This is a genomic window from Bradyrhizobium sp. RDM12 (genome assembly GCF_051917485.1).
Lineage (GTDB): Bacteria > Pseudomonadota > Alphaproteobacteria > Rhizobiales > Xanthobacteraceae > Bradyrhizobium.
In genome coordinates this window covers 1,708,488-1,728,023 of the sequence record NZ_CM133064.1, presented here as the reverse complement: position 1 = coordinate 1,728,023, position 19,536 = coordinate 1,708,488, and the positions used below count along the sequence as shown (strand labels likewise).

General features: G+C 64.1%; 8 protein-coding genes and 4 pseudogenes. 3 read left to right on the top strand and 9 right to left on the bottom strand.

Annotated features, from left to right (window positions below):
• Positions 1-103: 103 nt before the first annotated feature.
• From ACTGJ9_RS08195 to ACTGJ9_RS08185, 3 pseudogenes are all read right to left on the bottom strand, one after another.
• A pseudogene (locus ACTGJ9_RS08195) lies at positions 104-2,337 on the bottom strand (CHASE2 domain-containing protein).
• Between the two features lie 147 nt (positions 2,338-2,484).
• Positions 2,485-3,378: pseudogene (locus tag ACTGJ9_RS08190) on the bottom strand (Ig-like domain-containing protein); the annotation flags it as partial.
• Between the two features lie 591 nt (positions 3,379-3,969).
• Positions 3,970-11,435 (bottom strand): annotated as a pseudogene (locus ACTGJ9_RS08185) (VCBS domain-containing protein); the annotation flags it as partial.
• Between ACTGJ9_RS08185 and ACTGJ9_RS08180 the strand changes: the two are divergent.
• From ACTGJ9_RS08180 to ACTGJ9_RS08170, 3 genes are all read left to right on the top strand, one after another.
• Positions 11,337-11,696, top strand: coding sequence for a hypothetical protein (locus ACTGJ9_RS08180; protein ID WP_456678790.1), 360 nt, complete (start codon positions 11,337-11,339; stop codon positions 11,694-11,696). The pseudogene ACTGJ9_RS08185 and the gene ACTGJ9_RS08180 sit on opposite strands and share 99 nt — an antisense overlap.
• A gap of 463 nt (positions 11,697-12,159) precedes the next feature.
• Positions 12,160-12,912, top strand: a complete 753-nt coding sequence (locus ACTGJ9_RS08175; protein ID WP_456676651.1) for a transglutaminase-like cysteine peptidase — start codon at positions 12,160-12,162, stop codon at positions 12,910-12,912.
• An 86-nt stretch (positions 12,913-12,998) separates the two neighbouring features.
• Positions 12,999-14,123 (top strand): lysozyme inhibitor LprI family protein, encoded by a 1,125-nt coding sequence (locus ACTGJ9_RS08170; protein WP_456678470.1) that lies wholly within the window; start codon positions 12,999-13,001, stop codon positions 14,121-14,123.
• Positions 14,124-14,327: 204 nt separating this feature from the next.
• On the opposite strand, the gene ACTGJ9_RS08165 is transcribed toward ACTGJ9_RS08170, so the two are convergent.
• The 6 genes and pseudogenes from ACTGJ9_RS08165 to ACTGJ9_RS08140 all read right to left on the bottom strand — a co-directional run bounded on the left by ACTGJ9_RS08165 (position 14,328) and on the right by ACTGJ9_RS08140 (position 19,485).
• Positions 14,328-15,605, bottom strand: coding sequence for an RNA polymerase sigma factor (locus tag ACTGJ9_RS08165; protein ID WP_456676650.1), 1,278 nt, complete (start codon positions 15,603-15,605; stop codon positions 14,328-14,330).
• Between the two features lie 31 nt (positions 15,606-15,636).
• Complete coding sequence (locus ACTGJ9_RS08160; protein WP_456676649.1) at positions 15,637-16,044, bottom strand: YciI family protein; 408 nt, start codon at positions 16,042-16,044, stop codon at positions 15,637-15,639.
• Between the two features lie 131 nt (positions 16,045-16,175).
• Positions 16,176-16,868 carry an AprI/Inh family metalloprotease inhibitor gene (locus tag ACTGJ9_RS08155; RefSeq protein ID WP_456676648.1) on the bottom strand — a complete coding sequence of 231 codons (693 nt, stop codon included), beginning with the start codon at positions 16,866-16,868 and terminating at the stop codon, positions 16,176-16,178.
• Positions 16,868-17,857: a 2-hydroxyacid dehydrogenase gene (locus ACTGJ9_RS08150; protein ID WP_456676647.1), complete on the bottom strand. Its 990-nt coding sequence runs from the start codon at positions 17,855-17,857 to the stop codon at positions 16,868-16,870. Before ACTGJ9_RS08150 ends, ACTGJ9_RS08155 begins: the two co-directional genes overlap by 1 nt.
• Positions 17,857-18,675 carry an ABC transporter permease gene (locus ACTGJ9_RS08145; RefSeq protein ID WP_456676646.1) on the bottom strand — a complete coding sequence of 273 codons (819 nt, stop codon included), beginning with the start codon at positions 18,673-18,675 and terminating at the stop codon, positions 17,857-17,859. Before ACTGJ9_RS08145 ends, ACTGJ9_RS08150 begins: the two co-directional genes overlap by 1 nt.
• Positions 18,672-19,485: pseudogene (locus ACTGJ9_RS08140) on the bottom strand (ABC transporter ATP-binding protein). Before ACTGJ9_RS08140 ends, ACTGJ9_RS08145 begins: the two are co-directional and overlap by 4 nt.
• Positions 19,486-19,536: the final 51 nt, after the last annotated feature.

The window sequence follows — 19,536 nt, the reverse complement described above, 5'->3', positions numbered from 1 at the left end:
GAAGCAATCCAGAGTCTTTCCGCAGCGGCAGTCTGGATTGCTTCGCTGCGCTCGCGATGACGGAGTGTATGGGCGACGCCGGCTAGCTCCTCACGGACAACGGCTACTTCGTCAGCAGCGCAAACGCCCCGGTCCACTCTTCCGGCGGCGGATCGATCTTGAAATCGTTGATCCGCGCTTCGTAGAGCTTGAACAACTTATCCAGCGTGTCGGCATCCTCGCTGCGGCGGCCGCGCTCGATGGCGTCGAGTGCGCCCTGCCAGTCGCGGTTGCGGTAGCAGCCGAGCATCTCGATGGTGATGTTGCGCAGGCGCTGGAACGCGGCGGACTGCATCATGTCCTCGCGGCCGGCGATGGCATAGATCACCTCCGGCTCGGTCTTGCCCTTGACCATGATGAAGTCGAGCTCGAGGATCGCGAACTTGTCCTTGGCGGCGAGCGCCGTGCGAGAGCCGACGATGATCGGAAAACCGTATTCCTTGGTCTGGCCTTCCAGCCGTGACGCCAGGTTCACGCTGTCGCCGAGCACCGAATAGTTCTTCTTAAGATCCGACCCCATGTTGCCGACCACGCCGATGCCGGTGTTGAGGCCGATGCCCACATTGAGCGGGATATAGACGCGGCCACCATCGGCAGCTTCCTGCTCGCGTTCCTTGTTGACCAATTCGATCTTCTCGAGCATCTGAAGCGCGGCCTCGCAGGCGTTGACCTGGTGCTCGGCATCGTCGAGCGGCGCATTCCAGAACGCCATGATGGCGTCGCCCATGTATTTGTCGACGTAGCCCTTCTCTTCGATGATCACGTCGGTGAGCGGCGTCAGGAAGCGGTTCATCAGCACGATGAGCCCTTGCGGATCGTGCTTGTAGCTCTCCGAGATCGTGGTGAAGCCGCGTACGTCGGAGAACATGATCGTCAGCTCGCGCTCCTCGCCGCCGAGCACGACCTTTTCCGGCGACTGCGCCATCTGCTCGACCAGAACGGGCGACATGTATTGCGCGAAGATGCCGCGGATCTCTTTCCGCTGCCGCTGCTCGCGCACGAAGCTCGCGAAGATGAAGGTCAGGTAGATCGCGGTGGTCGACAGCAGCGGATAGGTGAAATCGATGAGGTAGCGGTACCGCCAATAGAAGAACCAGGACGTGCCGATCAGGATGGCGGCGAAGGTCGCGCCCGCGAGCACGAGCCGGACCGGGCCGAGATTCGGCGTGAAGATGATGACGAGCATGCCGATGATCAGCGCGGCGAACAGCTCGACGCCGAGCGCGTAATTCGGCTGGGAGATGACGGCGCCGCTCAGTACGCTTTCGAGCACCTGGGCGTGGATTTCGACGCCCGGCATGTTCGGGGAGACCGGCGTGGTCTTGAGATCGTTCAGCCCGGCTGCGGAGGTGCCGATCAGCACCAGCTTGCCGGCGATCTTGCCGGGCGGCACGGTGTTGTCGAGCACGTCCGCCGCCGAGACGTAGATCGAGGGGTCGCGGCGGGCGTAATGCACCCAGAGCTGGCCGTTCTTGTCGGTCGGGATCTCGACGCCCTTGAGGCGGATGGCGCGGATGCCGGTCTTGTCCGTGCGAACCAGCAGTGTCGGTGTCCCCGTGACGACCCGCAATATCTCGAGGCTGAGCGAGGGCATGATGTTGCCCTGGGCGCGCATGATCATCGGCACCCGGCGGATCAGGCCGTCGCGCTCGGCCCGGATCGAGAACAGGCCACGCCCGGAAGCGACCTTCTCGATGACCGGCACGTTGCGCAGCAGGCCGGGGAATTCGAACAAGAATTTTTCGGCATTCTCCTCACCGACCGTCGCAACGCCGGTGAAGGGGAGTGTCTGGTCGAGCTCCGCCCCGACCTCCGGCTGCCCGGTTTCGCCGAGGACGACGCGCGAGCGCTGGATGGCTTCCGACAGAATCTGGTCGTTGCTCGGCAGCTCGCGCAGCTTCATCCGTGTGGCGTCGTCCAGATAGCGCATCTGGTTGGCGATCAGATCGGGATTAAGCCGGTCTGCTTCCGAGAACACCACGTCGAAGCCGATCGCCGCCGCGCCATTGTTGGTGAGGTTGATGATCATGTCCGCGATCCGCGTCCGCGACCACGGCCATTGGCCAAGCCTGGCGAGGCTCCTGTCGTCAATGTCGACGATGGTGACCGGCCGCACCCCTTCTTGTCGCGCGGATCGAGCCGCTGGAATTGGTCGAAGGTGCGCAGCCTCAGTTCCTGCACCGGTGCCGGATCCCAGACGCGCAGACCGGCGAAGACGACCAGCAGTCCGAGGCACAACAGCCGCGCAAAGCCGAACTTTCGCGCGAACCACCGCCGCAGGATTTTGAGACGTTTCATGTCAGTCGAGCTTCCTGCCGCGCGTCACGCCCTCGGGGCCGATCATGGAGCCTCGGCGCGCGATTGGCTATTCCCCGGCGGCAGAGGATTATGGATTATTTGCCGGGGTCAAGATGCGAGGCAGCCGCAGGCAAGCCCGGGCGAAGATCAGGTGATATGGAAGATGAAATCGCTGGCCTTGAGGTTTGCCGCGATCACGCTCTTCAGCAGCAGCGACTCGTTCTCCGTGACCGGCGCGCCTTCGGATTGAGTGATCTGCTGATGCCAGCTGACCAGCGTGTCGCCGGTACCCTGCTGTTGCACGATGCTGAGATTGCCGATGGAGTTGACGCCGGAGAACTGGCGCAGGTCGATCTTGTCCAGGCCCTCGATGAAATCGGTAATCGTATGCGAGGCGTCGCCCCCGCTGGAGCCCGGCGCGAACACGAACTGATCCTTGCCGCCGCCGCCGGTCAGCGTGTCGTTTGTCGTCGTCGCGAAAATGACGTCCTTGCCGCCGGTGCCGGTCAGTGTCACCGCACCCTCGCCACTTTCGTTGAAAATGAAGTTGACGCTGTCTTTGATGCCGAGACTATCGGTCACGGTGAAGGTGATCATGTCGTTCGCCGGCGGGGTATCTCCGGGCGTGTAGGTCACCTTGGCAATGTCTGCGTTGACCTGGTCGAGCGAGGCGCCGTCGTCGTGGCACGGGGAGACGCCGCTGCCATCGGGCGCGCCGGCGGTCACAACACTCAGGCTATAGCTCTCGGTCGACGGTCCGGAGACGGACAGACCGGTCACCGTGTCGCTGTTGTCGCCATGGTGGGTGTGGACGAAATGCGTGGTGTCGATGAGCGGCGATTGGTCGACGGTGACAGACACGGTCGCCGCGGCGGTCTTGACGCCGTCGGAGATCGTGTAGGCGAAGCTGTCGGTGCCGAGATAGTCGGCCGCCGGCGTATAGGTGATGCTATTGCCAATGAGCGTCACCGTGCCGCCATGGGCGCTATGGCCCGCGAGATCGCCCACCGACGTCACCGCGATGGGATTGCCGGCGGAATCGGTATCGTTATCCAGCAGTTGAGCCGTGGTCAGCGTGGTCCCGACATTCTCCCGGAACGCGACCTGGCCCTGCTGGCCGCCCCACTCCTCGACAAGATAGCGGCCCCCTGCGTCCCCTGGCGCATCGTTCCAGCCGCCGTTGACGGTGTCATCGACGCCTTCGATATGGATATATTGCGTGGTCGACCACGACCCGCCGTTGGGCTCATTGCTGTCGAGGCGCCAATGCGTGTAGCCGACCTCCTGTCCAGCTTCCGGACCGGTGAGCCAGTAAAAATGCGCCGTGCTGCCGTCGGTGTCGTCGGTACTTCCTCCACCGATCCAGGCGCGAGTACCGGCCGCAAGGTTGCCGACGATGTTCTGCTCGCCTTGGCCGGTAATCGTGGCCAGGTAGGCGCCGTCCGTCTCGGCCTGGACCTTCGCATCGTCCCAGCTAAGGACAGTCGTCACCAGCCGATAATAATGGCCGTTCTCGGAGTCGAGCACCCAGCCCGCATCGGCTGAAGGCGCCGTGGCATTGCTGATCGTATCGTCGTTCGCTGCCAGCACGTCCGGCGGCACCGTGACGTCGATGCCGATCGATGCCGCCTGATCGGACACCGGCGTGGTACCGCCATGGCCGATGCCGGCGTCCGTGATGTCAATCGCGGCAGTCGATGTCGTGGTGGTGATAGCGCCGGTGTAGGTATTGTCGAGCGCGTGGACGCCCAACGCATCCGGCGTGCCGGTGAAGCCGTCGGCCGGCACGAAGCGGATCAGCGTGTCGGTGCCCAGCACCAGCGCATTCGTATCGCTGACCGATCCGATATCGACCCACGGACTGCCGGCGACTTCGTACTGCCAGACACCCTCGCTGGCCGTGGCAGCGTCCGACGTGACCGCGATGGCGTGGAAGCTCGCGCCGTCGTCGACGTCGTGGAACTTGCCTGCGAACAGATCGCTGACGGCGCTGCCGGCCGGATTGCTGTCGTCGCCGGCGACCGAAGCAAGCGTCGCGTTGTCGAGCGTCGGCGCATCGTTGCTGCCGGCGATGCTGATGGTGACGACGTCGCTCGTGCCGGCCGTATGACCATCGTTGGGCACGACGGCGTATTGCAGCGAGAGCGTATGGCCGGCGGCGAGGAAATCGAAGGTCTGGCTGCCGGAATTGAAGTCCCACGAAAACTGGGCGTGGTTGGCCGTGCCGTTGAGGATGTCCCCCGGCTGCACCGTCAGATAGTTCAACAGGTCAGCGTTCGACACGCCGTCGATGCCGTCGGTCTGCAAGGTCCCGTCGAGATAGACGGAGACGTGATCCAGCGCCACCGTGACGTGATCGGTGGCGTCGGCATCGGACACGGTCAGCGTGCCGGACTTGCCGAGCCCTGCATTGGTCTCGGTCAGGGTTGCGCTGGCGCTGTCGGTCGTCCCGGTCGTGATCGCAGGCGCGTCGTTCTTGCCCGCGATGGTGATGGTGACCTGCGCCGTGTCGGTCTTGTGGTGACTGTCCTCGACCGTGATGGTGGAGATCACTGTCGCGGTCTGGCCCTGCCCGAGGAAATCCAGCGCGTTGTCGGCGATCGAATAGCTCCAGCTGACGGCACCATTGTTGTTGCCGGTTTGCTGCAGCGTCAAGCCCTGCTCGAGCGCGGCTTCCTGGCCGGTCAGCGTCAGGTGCGTCGTGCCGTCGAGCCAGGTGACGGACTGGCCCGTGATCGTCGCCGTCGGCCGGTCGGTCAGGTCGACATCGGTGAAATGGATCGTGCCGCTCGCCGGCGTCGACTGATCCGGGGTCGAGGAGCCCGTGAGGTTGGGCTGCTCTGCGACATCTGCACCTTGCGTTGCCTCGGCCGCGGTAAACGCCGGCGCATCGTCGGTGGTTTTGAACGTGATCAGCGTATGGCCGGTGCCGTCATCGCTGCCCGAGAAAGTCGCGTCGCGGTAGTCGGCACCGGTCAGGGTCAGGCTGATGTGCTTGCCGTCAGCGTCAGTCACGGTCAGGACGCCACCGGTCGCGGGATCGGCGTTGGCGACATAGATGGCGCTGGTGCCGAGCCCGTATTTGATGGTGGACAGGTCGATCTTGTCGTTTGCGGACAATTCCGCGATCGAACCGCCAAAAGCCTGCGTATCGATCCGGATTTCGGCGCCGTCGCCGGCGAGCGTGACCGTTTGCGTAACGTCGCCCTCGAGCATCAAGAGCGCGCCTGCATCGACGGTCACCGAGCCCGCGCCGGACAGCGAGCCGAACAGCGTCAGATCCCCATCATGGACCTCGATGGTGCCGGTATTGGTGATGGCGCCCGAGATCGACGCCGTGCCCCAGCTATAGATGTGGCTGTCATTTTCGATGCTCAGCCCGCCCCCGGAAATCGAAGCCCCGCGGACATCAATTTCGCCGTGGTTGACGATCGACGACGCATTGCCGAACACGCTGGTGCCGGAAACGGTCCAGGTGCCGTGAACCTCATTGTTGAACGTGGCGCTTGCGACCGAGATGTTGCCGTTGATGTGGCCGGTGTTGTTGATGGTGACGTGGCCACCGCTCTCGGCGATTGCGTAGGTTGTCGAGGTTACGCTGCCGGCATCGGGGCCGATCGTGCCGGAATTGTCGATCACCGCAGCGCCGGTCGTGTTCTCCTGGACATAGATCGCGTAATGACCGCTCGCTCCCACGACCGAGCCGGTGTTGGTGATATGTGTCGAGCCGGTTGCACTTGCATCGTTCTGGGTGACGACGATGCCAGCCGTTCCCGTAGCGGTGAGTTCGCCGTCATTGAGGATGGTGATGTTGCCCGCGCCGGTCGCTACGGCGCTCAGAGCAACCGTACCTGTGGCCGAGCCCTCATTGGTGACGCTCACATCACCGCCGCCATGATCGAAAGCGCCGATCGCGATGCCTGCGGCGGTGATCACAGAATCCTCGCCGGTCGTGACCGTGACGTCGCCAATACCCCAGGTGAACGCCTCGATGCCGTAGCCCGCATCCGCGGTGATCGTGGCATCGCTGTCGACGATGACGTTGCCGTGGACGGCACTTGAGAAGGTGCCGTTGCCGTCCGGATTGTAGCCGGCGACGATGCCGCCCGGCGTCGAGCCGCTCACGTTCGAAGTCGAACCCGAGTGGATGGTGCCGTGGGCCGTGACATGGATCGTGCTGTGAACGACGCCCGCAACGCCGATGGCCTCGTTGACCGCAAGGATACCGGAACTGCCCGAGGTGATGGTGTCGCCAGCGGTCAGCGTGACGCTGATATTGCCCTGGTCGATACTGTAGGCCTCGACACCATAGCTTGCAGCCCCCGTCACCGACGCGTTGGCGCCGAGCGAAATGCTGACATTGCCGGTCCCGCCGCTCAGCGCCAGGGCTCGGACACCCATCTGGGCTCCGACGACGGTAGTGCCGGCGCCATCGTTCACCGTGACGTCGCCATTTCCGTAATTATAGGCGTCGATGCCCGAGCCCGCAGCGGCGGTGATATTGGCGTGATTGTTGACGATAACCGTGCCGTTGACGTCGGTATTGGCGTTTGTGCCGGTCGTAGCGCCCGTGTAACCGGCCTGGATGCCTGCCGGTGCATTGCCGCTCTGGTTCCGGCTGCTGCCTGAATTGATGGTCCCGTAGGCGCTGACGGTGATGGTGCTACCATTCGACGCGTCAAGCGAGATCGCCCGGTTGACGGCGATGATCCCGGAACTGCCGGAGGTGACGACGCTGCCGGCCTCGGTCGTGACGGTCTCGCTGCCGCTGCCATAGCTGCGCGCGCGGATGCCGTAGATCGAGCTCCCCGTGATATTGCCGCCGGCCACGATGATGATGTTGCCGCCGCCCTGGGTGGTCGCATCGATGCCGAATGCACCGCCGGCTGCACCACCGAGCTGAGTGATCGAGATGTCGCCGCCATTGGCGGCATTCAGATTCTCGACGAGGACGCCGACCGAATTCGCGCCGGCGCCGGTCACCTTGCCGGTGAGATTTTTGACCGTGAGATCGCCGGCGCCGGTTGCGCTGTCGCGCAGCGTGATGCCGTTGTCGGCAAGGCCCGTGATGTCCTTGTCGCCGTCACCGAGATGTTGCCGGTGCCGTTCTGGGTGACGACAACACCGTTGGCTGCACCCTCGAGCGCGCCAGTCGGCGTCAGCACGATGTCCGCTGGCTTCGCAAGCGTCCCGCCGCTCGCCGTGAAGTCGAGTGCGTCACCGCTCGACGCGGTGATGTCGGCCGCGCCCGTGACGGTGAATGTACCGCCGGTCGAGGACTGACCGGCGATGCTTCCCGTAAAGCTCTGGCCAGCGACCTTGTCGAGCAGAAGCGTATCGGTGCCCCCGGCGAACGTGACGGTCTGGGCGGTAGCGCCCGCGAGCTCCAGCGTCGCGCCGTCATCGATGACCAGCGAACCAGCGCCGCTGAGGCCGCCGGAGAGATTCAGCGTGCCGCCCTGTACCTCGATGGTGCCGGTGTTAGCCACGGCCGCCGAGATCGTGTTGGAGCCGGAGACGCCGTAGAGATGGCCGGCATTGCGCAGCTGCCCGCCGTTGATCGCGACAATATCGGACAGATAGAGCTTCGACGTGCCGTCGACCGTAACCGTTCCGCCGTCGTTGGTGACGGTCAGATTCGTGAGCTTCAGGATGCCGCCGTTGATCGCCTTAATATCCGCGGAATTGACGATCAGTTCGCCGGTAATGTCGAGCTCGCCGCCATCGGCCTGGATCAGGTGGCTGTTGGTGATCGTATGGAGCACGATCGGATCGATCGTCAGCATGCCGCCGGTGACCGATATCGTGCCGGTGTTGGTGATGTCGGCGTCGGAGATGGCGCTCGTGCCGGTGGATTCCAGCGTGCCGGCGATGGTCAGCGTGCCGCCGTCGATGGTCGCGCCGGCGAGATCGAGCGTCGATGTGCCATCGACCGAAACGGCGGCTCCGCTCGCGTTGGTCACCTTGTTCGCAATCAGCTTGAGCGTACCGCCGTTGATCGCAGCCAACGTGTCGTTGTTGGCGACGTTCTGGCCATTGATGTCGAGCTCGCCGACATTGGCGTGAATCGTCCCATCATTGGTGATGGCGGCCGAAGTCGTGGCGACAAGAGCCAGCACGCCGCCGATCGCCTCGATCAGATAGCTGTTGGTGATGGCGGTGTTCGTGATCGTGCTGGTGCCGGAGGAGCTGAGCGTACCTGACAGATTGAGCTTGCCGCCGGTGAGACTTGCCCCGTTGAACGATAGAGTCTTGCCGGCATCGACCTTGACGGCACCCGTTCCATTGGCGGTGATCGCGGTGCCCGACACCGTCATACCGTCGAGCGTCAGTGTCTTGCCGCTCTCGACGGTGACGAAGCTGGTGCTCAGGGTCGCATTGCCGTCGATCGTGCTGTCGCCGGTGACATCGATCGTGCCGCCGCCGCTGACGGCGCCGCCGGATATCTCGGTGCCCGACAGCGTCAGGGTCTGGCTGCTGTCGACCTTCACCGTACCCTTGTTGATCACGATTTCGTTGGCGAACTCCGCCGTCCCCTTGACGTTGACCGCACCGAAATTGCCCAGGGTGCCATTCTCGATCAGGCTGGTGCCGTCAAGCTCCAGCGCACCGTATATATTGAGCCTGCCGCCATCGATCGTCGCACTATCAACGATCAGCGTCGCGCCGGCAGCGACGTTCAACGTGCCGCCGGCATTGTGGATCTCGGCGAGTGTCTTCAGCGTGCCTCCGAGCTCGATCGTGCCGGAATTGGTGATCGACGCGCTCTTGGCAAAGTCGCCACCGCCCGCAAGCGTCAGCCACCCGGCATTCGTGAGGACGCTCGTCCCCAGAAACTCGGCCTTGCCGCCGACCGAGATAATCCCTGTCGCCAGATTGGTGAGCTTTGAATCGGCGCCGAGCGTAAGTGTGTCGGCGATCGTCAACGAGCTCTTGTTGATCACCTCCGGGGCCTTATGGCCGGCAGCGGTGTCGAAGTCGTTCATCGTCAGCGAATTGGCGTACGCGGCTGCGTCGATCGTCACCGGATAGGACGGCGTCAACCCGTGCAGTTGATCGGTGATGACGATGACGTCGTCGTTGATCGTCGGCGTGTTGCCGGTTTCCCAGTTCGCGCCGTCCTTCCAGAAGCCGCCCGAAGGGGCTCCCGGCGCATTGGTCGCGATCCACACCACGGCAGGAGCGTCGGTGCCGGTAATCGTGACCGTAACGGTCTGGTCCGAGGTCGCGCCTTGCGAATCCTTGACCGTCACGGTGTAGGTCAGCGTCAGCACCTGGCCCTTCGGGATGAAGTCGGCGAGATAGACGGGGACGTCTCCGAGCGACCAATTGATCGTTCCCGTGCCGGACCCGGTGCTGTCATGACCGGACGCGATCGAGACCGAGAGATCATTGGCAAAGAAGTTGAAGATGCTCTGGGGCACGGCGCCGCCGGGCAGGACCGCCCTGAATTTGGATACCGACACGGTGTGCGTGTCGGTGAGGTCGACATCGGTGAAGGTCAGTGTGCCCGACGTCGGCACCTTGGTGGTCAGCGGGCCGCCCGGGACGCTGGTGCCGCCGGCAAATGTGATGGTCGGGACGCTCGATGTGATCACCGGCTGGTCGTTGGTGCCGGTGACGGTAATGGTGAAGGTTTGGGTAGCGAATTCATTGTTGACGGTGAAGTTGTTGTCCACACGAATCGTGTAGGTCAGCGTCAACGTTTCGCCGGCTGCAAGAAAATCGAAGGCGTGGTCTGGAATGCTGTAAGTCCAATGCACCGAGCCGCTATTGGCGTTGCCGGAATCCGGAACGGCCGTGATGACGATCTCGGTCGCCGCGATATCGGCCTTTTGAAGGTCCGACAATCCAGCGGTGACATCCTGCTGGCCGGCATTCTGGTAGGTGAAGGACGTGAATGTGATCTGGCCCGTCGGCCGATCGCCGAGATTGAGATCGAGGAAGGTAAAGAAGCCGCTGACCGAATCCAGATCCGCGGTATCGTCCGTGTGGCCGGCTCGCTCGGCGAGGGAGAACGCCGTCTTCGGATTACCGGCTTGATCGAGGCTCGCCACCAATGGCTTGCCGGGAATGCGGTCGCTCCCCTTGTCCGGCCCGCCTTGCCCAGGGCCGCTACCATTGTTGACGGTGTTGGTGAAGGTCGCGGTCGCTGTGGCACCGGTATCGGTCTTGGCAAAGACGAGATTGCCGCTCTGCGTGATCGTGTCGGTAAAGTTCGTGGTCAGCTTGGTGTTGGTATTGTTGTCCGTGAACTTCAGCGTGAACACGTCCGTGATCAGCTTCTGCACGTCCGGCGACAGCAGCGCACTGGTGACCGAGACGTTGCCGCCGCTGATCTGGATCATCTGGCCGGCCTGATTGACCGTCGCGATCGGCAGCAGCGTCAGCTTGTCGAACAGGATATAGGAGCCGGTGGTGCCGTTCGGCTCGACCAGCACCTGGAAATTCGCCTGCGGCTGCGGATCGCCGCCACCCGAGGGAACGACGAAACTGATCTCGGTCAGCACCGCCGTGCCACGGATGCCCATGGTGGCGACCGGCGTATCGATCTTCATGTCGCCGTGCTTGGCGGTCTCGCCGGCGACGAAGGTGATGGTGCCCGCGACCAGGCTGAGCAGCGAGGAATTGTTCGACCCGTTGGGGTCGTAGACCATCTCGTTCAGCACCATCCGCGCGTTGGAGGACAGGCCGAACACGGTGCCGTCGATGAAGGTAACACCAAGCGTCGAATCCGAGCCGGTCGAGACCACGTCGCCCTTCTCGACGTTGTCGCCGTTGTTCAGGATGACCGAGACGCCGTTGCGGATCGCGGTCGCGCTGCCGGTCAGTTTGGTGACGTGGCCGATGACCTGCGCCGCGGCGGCACCGGGCGCGGCCTGCGCATACTGGACGTAACCCGTGAGCGCGTTGACGATGTCGCCGGTGAGATGGGCGCCGTCGGGCGAGGCGATCGCCGCGCGCTTGTCGCCTTTGAAATAATCGTGAACGACGAACTCATGACCATCATGAGACAGCACGAGGTCGACACCTTCGCGCTTGAAGTCACCGTTGAAGATCAGGTTGGCATCGGGAACGACAAACGCGCCCTGGGGCACGTGGCCATGCCCCTTGGCGGTAAAGGAATCGACGTGATCGGAGGCGGGCGAACGGGAACCCTGGCCATCCAAGGAGAGCGCGGCGTCAAACTTGCCAGCGTAATTCAACCGGGCACCGTAAAAAGGGTTAAAATCTATGTAAGTATGGATCGCCTAAGCTTGCATAGCATTACCAAGTCCTTAGCGAAACCATCTATTGCTTGTGTGATTTCGCATCACTTGGCAACCGACGACTATGTCTGGGGCGACATCCATAGATAAGACCAAGTATTTCTTTGAATATTTTGACGTTGAATCCGGCTTATTGCGCACATTTCCAGTCGTCAAAAGTAATCAGCCGCGCAGATCTGGCAGCAAATACCTGCGCCATCTTTTCTTCGTGGTGCCGCGCAGCATCCTGCGGTAAATGCAGAGTTAAATCTGTGATCCAGCTAACAGACCCCGTGAAATAGCGGGCCGTTAGCCATAGGGGCAGAATCGGCGCACTCGCAACTTCCGCCTGCAATTTAATCGATTTCGCGGCAGCGAGACTCCTCAGCCGGCGAATCATAAAGTTTGACGCAAGTTGGCCAGGCTCGGTTCAGCCTGCCCCATGGTTTTGGCGCCCGGCCCAAGCGCGTTAAGCAGAACAGAACGGCCCGTCTCGCACTATCTCCGCGAAAGCAACAAGCCCGGCACGTCGAGGTCGAGGGGCACCTGGCGAAGCCGGATAAGGGGATGTCAGATGGAGACCGCTGCTCGCTCGCGCGCCTGGCGCACTATCCTTGTCCTGTGCGGATTGATCCTGTTCGGATCGGCCGCCGACCTTCGTGCCGGCACATTGCTGTCGCCTGGCGCAGGCGTTCTCGTGCGCAAATCGGCCGAGCCGTTCGGCGTGTTCGCCTTCGCCATTTCCACCGGTGGCCTGCGCCAGAAATGGTTCGCGCTGAAAGAGAAGCTCGACGACGATATGGTGCAACTCGCGCTGTGCGACGGCGATCGCGACAATTGCGCCTCGCCGGCGGCGCTGAAGCTGCTCGCCATCGTCGACGAGGCCCGCGCCCGCGACGGCCGCGGGCTGCTCGGCGAGACCAACCGTGCCATCAACATTGCCATTCGCGCTGAAAACGACGGTGCCGAAGACATCTGGAGCTCGCCGCTCGAGACCTTCCAGCGTGGCGCCGGCGATTGCGAGGATTACGCCATCGCCAAGCTGGCCGCGTTGCGGCTTGCCGGAGTCGCCGCCGAGGACCTCCGCCTCATCGTGGTGCGCGATACCCGCAATGGCGAAGGCCATGCGGTTGCCTCGGCAAAGCTCGACGGCCACTGGCTGATGCTGGACAACCGGCGTATGGCCATGGTCGAGGATGACGACGCGCGCAACTACCAGCCGCTCTACGTGCTCTACCAATCCGCCGTGCTGAAATATGTCGGCGAACCCGTGCGGGGCGAGAGCCAGCGGGTGTCGATGGTGTCGGCCGAGGCCGACGCGCGCTGATCTTGCTATAACTGCCCGCCACAAACCCATTTCGCCGCACGATCCGGGACGGTAGCATGGCCATGGCCATGCTGGGGGCAATTGGAATGCGGTTGATCGTGCTGACTGTGCTTGCGCTGCTGGCTTGGCCGGCAGCACCAGGCTTCGCGCAATCCGGCGCATCCGACCGCTCTGTTGCCGACAGGCTGCCGCTGTTCGCCAGGAACAACTGCCAGCAGATCCGCGACCCCGGCAATCAATTGTTCTGCGGCGATGCGGAGCTTGCCGCCAGCGCCGAGAAGCTCAACACCGCCATCGAGGCGCGGCTCGCCCGCCTGCCCGATCGCCTGCCTGCAATCGAAGAGAACGCGATCTGGATCCGCCAGCGCAATCTCGGTTGCGGCATCGTTGGCCAGACCGAAATCCGCGCCGACGATTTCGACCGGGTGAAGGCCTGCCTTCTCAAGGTGACGGAGGAACGCGCCGCGATCGTGCGAGATCCGGATTTCGACTGTCTCGCGGCCAACACCGCGGCCGGCGCGCTGATCTGCGCAGACCCGTCGTTGGCACTCACCGAGACCGAGCTCAACGGCCAGGTGCTCGGCCTGATCGGCAAGCTGGACCCGACCGCGGCGCGCTTTGCCTTCGCGGAATACGGTCGCTGGACGCGAGAGCGCGATCGCAAGTGCAATCTGGTCGGCAAGGAGAACGTGCCACCTCAGGAGCTTGGCTCTGCGGAAGATTGCCTCGCCGATTACCTGAAGCGCAGGACCGACGAGATCGCGGCCGCCAGGGGCGATCCGAAGAAGGTGTTCGGCCGGCAGGTCGCGGCCAGGGAGCCCGACACCGATGCCGTCGATTTCTGCGCCGCGCGCATCCACGCCGCCAATTCGTGCGGCAACTTCCTCCGCATCAACCGCGTCTACGCGCTCGACAGCCAGGTGACCGGTCAGGAAGCGCAGGTCACCGGTGAGATCGAGATGGTCGTGCTGGCGCCCTTCACCGCCTGCAGCAAGGTCGCCACCACCTGCACCGGCACCTGCTGGGACACCAGCACCGGCCGTCCGCAATCGGGAGCCACCAACAAGGAGCGCTCCGCAGCAGCCTTCAACGTCACGCGCCGCCTGCGGATCCAGCGGACGTTTGCCTTCGTGAAAGCCGCCGACGGCTGGCGTTGCCGTGAAGACGAGCTGGCGCCAGTGAACTCGGGCACCGCGGGCGGAGGATCGTAAGGGCTCTCTCCTCTTCCGCGCCCCGTTCTTACATGGTGAGGGCGCCTCCGCAAAGACGGTGAAGGACGGACTCGCCGAGAGTCCCCCCTCACCCGGGATTTGCTCTCCCAAATTCCGGCCTCTCCCCGCAAGCGGGAGAGGTGAACGAGCCCGCGGCCGGCTGATTCAGCTTAAAGCCGTTCCAGTTTAGATATCCAGATATCTCTAGATATCTTGGGCGTGGAGCGCCGCGGCGCGGCGCTCCATCAACGCGCGCTCACGCCCATTGGTCGCAAGATGCGCGGCGGCCTCGAACGCGTGCCGCGCCTCCGCAAGCCGTCCGAGCTTTTGCAGGAAATCACCACGAACCGCCGGCAGGTGATGATAGGCCGACAGCGCCGGCGCGCCGGCGATCTCGTCAAGCACGTCAAGTCCGGCCTGCGGTCCATCGGCCATGCCGACCGCGACCGCGCGATTGAGCTCGATGACCGGTGAGCGCACCAGCCGCGCCAGCTCGGCGTAAAGCTGCGCGATGCGCCGCCAGTCCGTGTCCGCAGCCGTTCCCGCCGTGGCATGACACGCCGCAATCGCGGCCTGAAGCGCGTAAAACCTTCCCGTGCCGCCGAGCTCGCGGGCACGTTCGAGTGCGCGCAGGCCGCGACGGATCTGCGAGCGATCCCAGAGCGTGCGATCCTGGTCCATCAGCAGGATGGGGTCACCATTCGCGTCGATGCGAGCACGGGCTCGCGCGGCATTCAAATCCATCAGAGCGGCGAGGCCGTGGACCTCGGGCTCGTCCGAGGCGAGGCCGGCGAGCACGCGGCCCATGCGCAGCGCCTCGTCGCAGAGCTGCGGCCGCAGCCATTCCTCGCCGCGCGCCGCGAGGTAGCCTTCGTTGAAGATGAGATAGACGACCTCCAGCACCGAGGCGAGACGCTCCGACAGAGCCTCGCCGCCCGGCGTCTCGTAGGCAAGGCCGGATCCCGACAACGTTCGCTTGGCGCGGACGATGCGCTGGGAGATGGTTGCTTCCGGCACGAGATAGGCGCGCGCGATCTCGGACGTGGTCAAGCCGCAGATCATGCGCAGCGCCAGCGCCGCGCGTGCCTCGCGCGACAGGATCGGATGACAGGCGGTGAAGACCAGCCGCAGCAATTCATCGCCGATATCATCGTCGAGCGCAGCATCGAAATCCGGCACGATCTCCTGCTCCTGCAACATGTCACGCGCCAGCATGTCGTGCTTGTCCGCAAGCATTCTGCCGCGGCGCAGGACATCGAGGGCGCGGCGCCTCGCAGTGGTCATGAGCCAGGCGCCGGGATTGTCGGGCACGCCGATGACAGGCCAGGCTTCGAGGGCCGCAACCAGCGCGTCCTGGGTCAGCTCTTCCGCGAGCGGCACGTCGCGCAGCATCCGCGACAGCGTCGCGAGCAGCCGCGGCTGCACGACGCGCCAGGTGGCGTGAATCGTGGCACGGATCTGGTCGATGTCGGCGGCCGTCATCGCCGCCGACCGGAATGAGCGATGCTGACCATCAGGCGTGCGCAGCTACCCCGGACCGGGCGTCGACCTCGCAGGCGCCGTCCACGCCCGGCGTGGCGAAGGCCCGCAACTCGCAGGTGCCGTCCCAGCCCGGCATGTGATCGAGGTGCAGCTGCATGAACTCCTTGGCCATGGCCAGGGCTTCCGTCTTGTCGCGCAACTCGAAAATGGCGTAGCCGCCGACCACTTCCTTGGCCTCGATGAAGGGACCGTCGATGACGCTGAGCTCGCCGTCGACAATCCGCACGCGCGCGCCGGTCGCAAGCGGCATCAGGCCGCCATTGTCGATCATCCGGCCGGCCCTGATTTCCCGTTCGGAAATCTTCTGCATGGCCTCCATCAGCGCCGGGGTCGGGCCGGTCATCGGCCGGCTGGAAGTGACGATGTACATGAAGCGCATGCAAAACTCCTGTTGAGGCGAGACGCGGCCGGTTCGGCCGCGCGATCAGCTCGCTATTGGGATGACGATCCAGCCGGAGCCGGATCGACATGGGCGCAGGAAAAATTGCGAGGAGAAAACCGGAACCGCGCCTATTGGCGCAGCATGATCAGGGGATCGGCCGTATCGGGAACCCGCCGCCATTGCGCGTTGTCGTCGGCCTCGAACTGCCAGACGTCGCCCGTTTTCGACTTCAGGATGATCTGGCCGCGCTCGAGCCGCCACTGGGTCGGATTGAACTGGGCGATCGCCGCATCGCATTTCGGCTTGAGGAAAACCTGGAAATTGTCCTGATCGGCTTCCGTGTTGGTCAGCGTCAATCCGCAGAGCGGCTGGCCGTTGCCGCGCACCATGGCCCAGTCGCCGATCATCTGGTCCATCGACTTCGCCATCGAGCGGGCGGCGGCGAGGTCCTGCAGGATGTAGACGCCCTCGCCCTGCCGCAGGCCTTCGAAGATGCCGGCCTCGACCTCGGTGAAGTCGATCACGGATTCACCGGTCGCATCCTGCAAGCGCAAGATGTCGAGCCCCTTGACGCTCCAGGCGACGATGTCCTTGGTGAAAGGCAGCGCAGTCTTGCAGGCCGGCTCGAGCTCGAGCTTGAAACCTTGCGCCGCGGCGTCGCCCTTCATCGTGATGACGCAGGTCTTGCTGCGTTCGGTGGTCGAGAGCTCCCATTGTCCGGGCATCTCTTTCTTCAGGGTCGTCGCATCCTGCGCACGCGCAGCGCTGCTCGCGGCGACGCAGGCCGCGATCAGCAAAGCAACGACCCGAAGAACTCTCATCAGCGCCCCTTGAACGGCGTTTCCGCAACCGGCGTCAGCGGGGGCTTGCCGGCGAACCAGGACTTGAGGTTGTCGACCACGAGCTGGTCCATGGCGTTGCGCGTGACCACCGACGCCGAGCCGATATGCGGCAGCAGCACGACGTTCTGCATGGTCTTGAGCTCCTCCGGCACGTTGGGCTCGGCCGCGAACACGTCGAGGCCGGCAGCGAGGATGGTGCCGGACTTCAGCGCCTGGACCAAAGCCTGCTCGTCGACGACGGAGCCGCGCGCGACGTTGACCAGCACGCCGCGCGGGCCGAGCGCCTTGAGCACCTCGGCATTGATTATCTTGTCGGTCGAGGCGCCGCCCGGCACGATCACTATCAACGTGTCGACCGCCTTCGCCATCTCGATCAGGTCGGGGTAGTGCTTGTAGGAGACGTCCTTGGACGGATTGCGCGAGTGATAGACCACCGGCACCAGCGAGGCATCGAGCCGACGCGCGATCGCCTGGCCGATCCGGCCCATGCCGACGATGCCGACCTGGCGGTCCCGCAGCGAGCCGACGCTGAGCGGATAGTTTTGGGTCTGCCACAGGCCCGAGCGGACGTAGCGGTCGGCCTTGATGAACTCGCGCACGGTGGAGATCAGCAGGCCCATCGCGACGTCGGCGACCTCCTCGGTCAGCACGTCAGGCGTGTTGGTGACGATGATGTTGTGCTCGGCGGCGTATCTGGCGTCGATGTGGTCGTAGCCGACGCCGAAGCTCGCCACCATCTCGATCCCCGGCAATTGCGACAGCGAATCCTTGTCGGCACGGACGGTGTGATAGGTCACCGCGACGCCGCGGATCTTGTCGCGGATCGCCGGGGTCAGCCGCTCGAGGTCGCCTCGCGTCTCGGCCTTGTGCACGACGAAGTGATCGGAAAACCCGTTCTCGAGGATCGGCCGCACCGGCCCATAGATCAGAAGGTCGATCTTGTCGGACGAAATCGAACCGGTGGACATCAGCTTTCCTTTCCAAGCGCGCTCTCATGCCAGCGCCGTAAAACGAGGTGGGAAACTAGCGCCAGCACCCCATAGATGACAATCCCGGCCAGCGACAACAAAAGCAGCGCTGCGAACATGCGGGGTATGTTCAATCGATAGCCGGATTCGGCAATTCTGTAGGCGAGGCCGGAGCCGGCGCCCGCCGTTCCCGCCGCGATCTCGGCCACGACCGCGCCGATCAGCGACAGGCCGCCGGCGATGCGCAGGCCGCCCAAAATGTAGGGCAGCGCCGCGGGCAGCTTCAGGAAGCGCAGGGTTTGCGGCGGCGAGGCGCCATAGAGCTGGAACAGGCCGGCGAGGTTGCGGTCGACCGAGTTCAGCCCGAGCGTGGTGTTCGACAACACCGGGAAAAAGGCGACGATAAAAGCGCAGACGACGACCGCGGTCTGCTGCTCCAGATAGATCAGGAGCAGCGGTGCGATCGCGATCACCGGCGTCACCTGCAGCACGACGGCATAGGGGAACAGCGAGTATTCCAGCCATTTCGACTGGTTGAACAGCAGCGCCAAGGCGATGCCGCCGATGCTCGCGGCGACAAAACCTTCCAGCGTCGTCAGCAGCGTGGTGGCGAGCGATTGCGACAGCACCGCCCAGTCCTTGATCAGCGTCAGGAAGATGACCGATGGCGCCGGCAGCACATAAGGTGGGATCTCCCGGATGCGAACCACGAGCTCCCAGGCGGCAAGGCCGGCCGCGAACACGATGATGGGCAGCACGAAGCGCACCGCGGTCTGCGCGCCGGACGGCCTTGCGACGAGGGGCGCTTGCGCGTTCATAGCACCGACTGTTCCGAGTAGGAGGGCGCCAGCGCGGCCGATACTTTGCGGCAATAATCCGAATACGCCGCCGAGGTGCGAAACTCCTCACCGCGCGGCTCGACGGTTTCGACGCGGATGTCGGCCTGGATGCGACCGGGACGTGCCGTCATGACCACGACGCGCTGGGACAGATAGACGGATCTGAACACCGAATGGGTGACGAAGATGACGGTCTTGCCAAGGCTGCGCCACAGCGCGAGCAGATCGTTGTTGAGGCGGAAGCGCGTGATCTCGTCGAGCGCCGCGAACGGCTCATCCATCAGGAGAATGTCGGGATCGGTGACGAGCGCGCGCGCGAGCGACACCCGCATCTTCATGCCGCCGGACAATTCGCGTGGAAAGGCGTCGGCGAAATCGGCGAGCCCGACGCTCGCCAGCGCCGCATCGGCCCGCGCCCGCCCTTCGGCCTTCGGGACGCCGCCGAGCTTCAACGGCAGCCGCACGTTTCGCGCACACTGGTCCAGGGCATCAGGGTCGGCTCCTGGAACACGAAGCCGATGCCATGGCCGATTTGCGCCGGACCTCCATGACGCGACATCCGCACCGTGCCGATGACGCTGCGCTGAGCCCCGCAATCAGCCTCAGCGCCGTCGACTTGCCGCAGCCGGAAGGCCCGAGCAGCGAGATGAACTCGCCCTTGCGCACCGCGAGGTCGAAGGGACCGAGCGCCATGACGCCGTTGTCATAGGCCTTCGTCACGCCGCGCAGGCTGACGGCGAGCGCCGTCAGGCTGGCCTCGACCGTGTGCGGAGTTTTGCTCTCTACCATCGAGCGCTGCTGCCCACCTCTCCCCATCGGGGAGAGGTGAAGGACGCCGAT

What these genes read in the sequence shown, in the direction of transcription:
- ACTGJ9_RS08180 (WP_456678790.1), top strand. Translation starts at nt 11,337, where the DNA reads ATGACCATCATGAGACAGCACGAGGTCGACACCTTCGCGCTTGAAGTC.
- ACTGJ9_RS08175 (WP_456676651.1), top strand. Translation starts at nt 12,160, where the DNA reads ATGGAGACCGCTGCTCGCTCGCGCGCCTGGCGCACTATCCTTGTCCTG.
- ACTGJ9_RS08170 (WP_456678470.1), top strand. Translation starts at nt 12,999, where the DNA reads ATGCGGTTGATCGTGCTGACTGTGCTTGCGCTGCTGGCTTGGCCGGCA.
- ACTGJ9_RS08165 (WP_456676650.1), bottom strand. Translation starts at nt 15,605, where the DNA reads ATGACGGCCGCCGACATCGACCAGATCCGTGCCACGATTCACGCCACC.
- ACTGJ9_RS08160 (WP_456676649.1), bottom strand. Translation starts at nt 16,044, where the DNA reads ATGCGCTTCATGTACATCGTCACTTCCAGCCGGCCGATGACCGGCCCG.
- ACTGJ9_RS08155 (WP_456676648.1), bottom strand. Translation starts at nt 16,868, where the DNA reads ATGAGAGTTCTTCGGGTCGTTGCTTTGCTGATCGCGGCCTGCGTCGCC.
- ACTGJ9_RS08150 (WP_456676647.1), bottom strand. Translation starts at nt 17,857, where the DNA reads ATGTCCACCGGTTCGATTTCGTCCGACAAGATCGACCTTCTGATCTAT.
- ACTGJ9_RS08145 (WP_456676646.1), bottom strand. Translation starts at nt 18,675, where the DNA reads ATGAACGCGCAAGCGCCCCTCGTCGCAAGGCCGTCCGGCGCGCAGACC.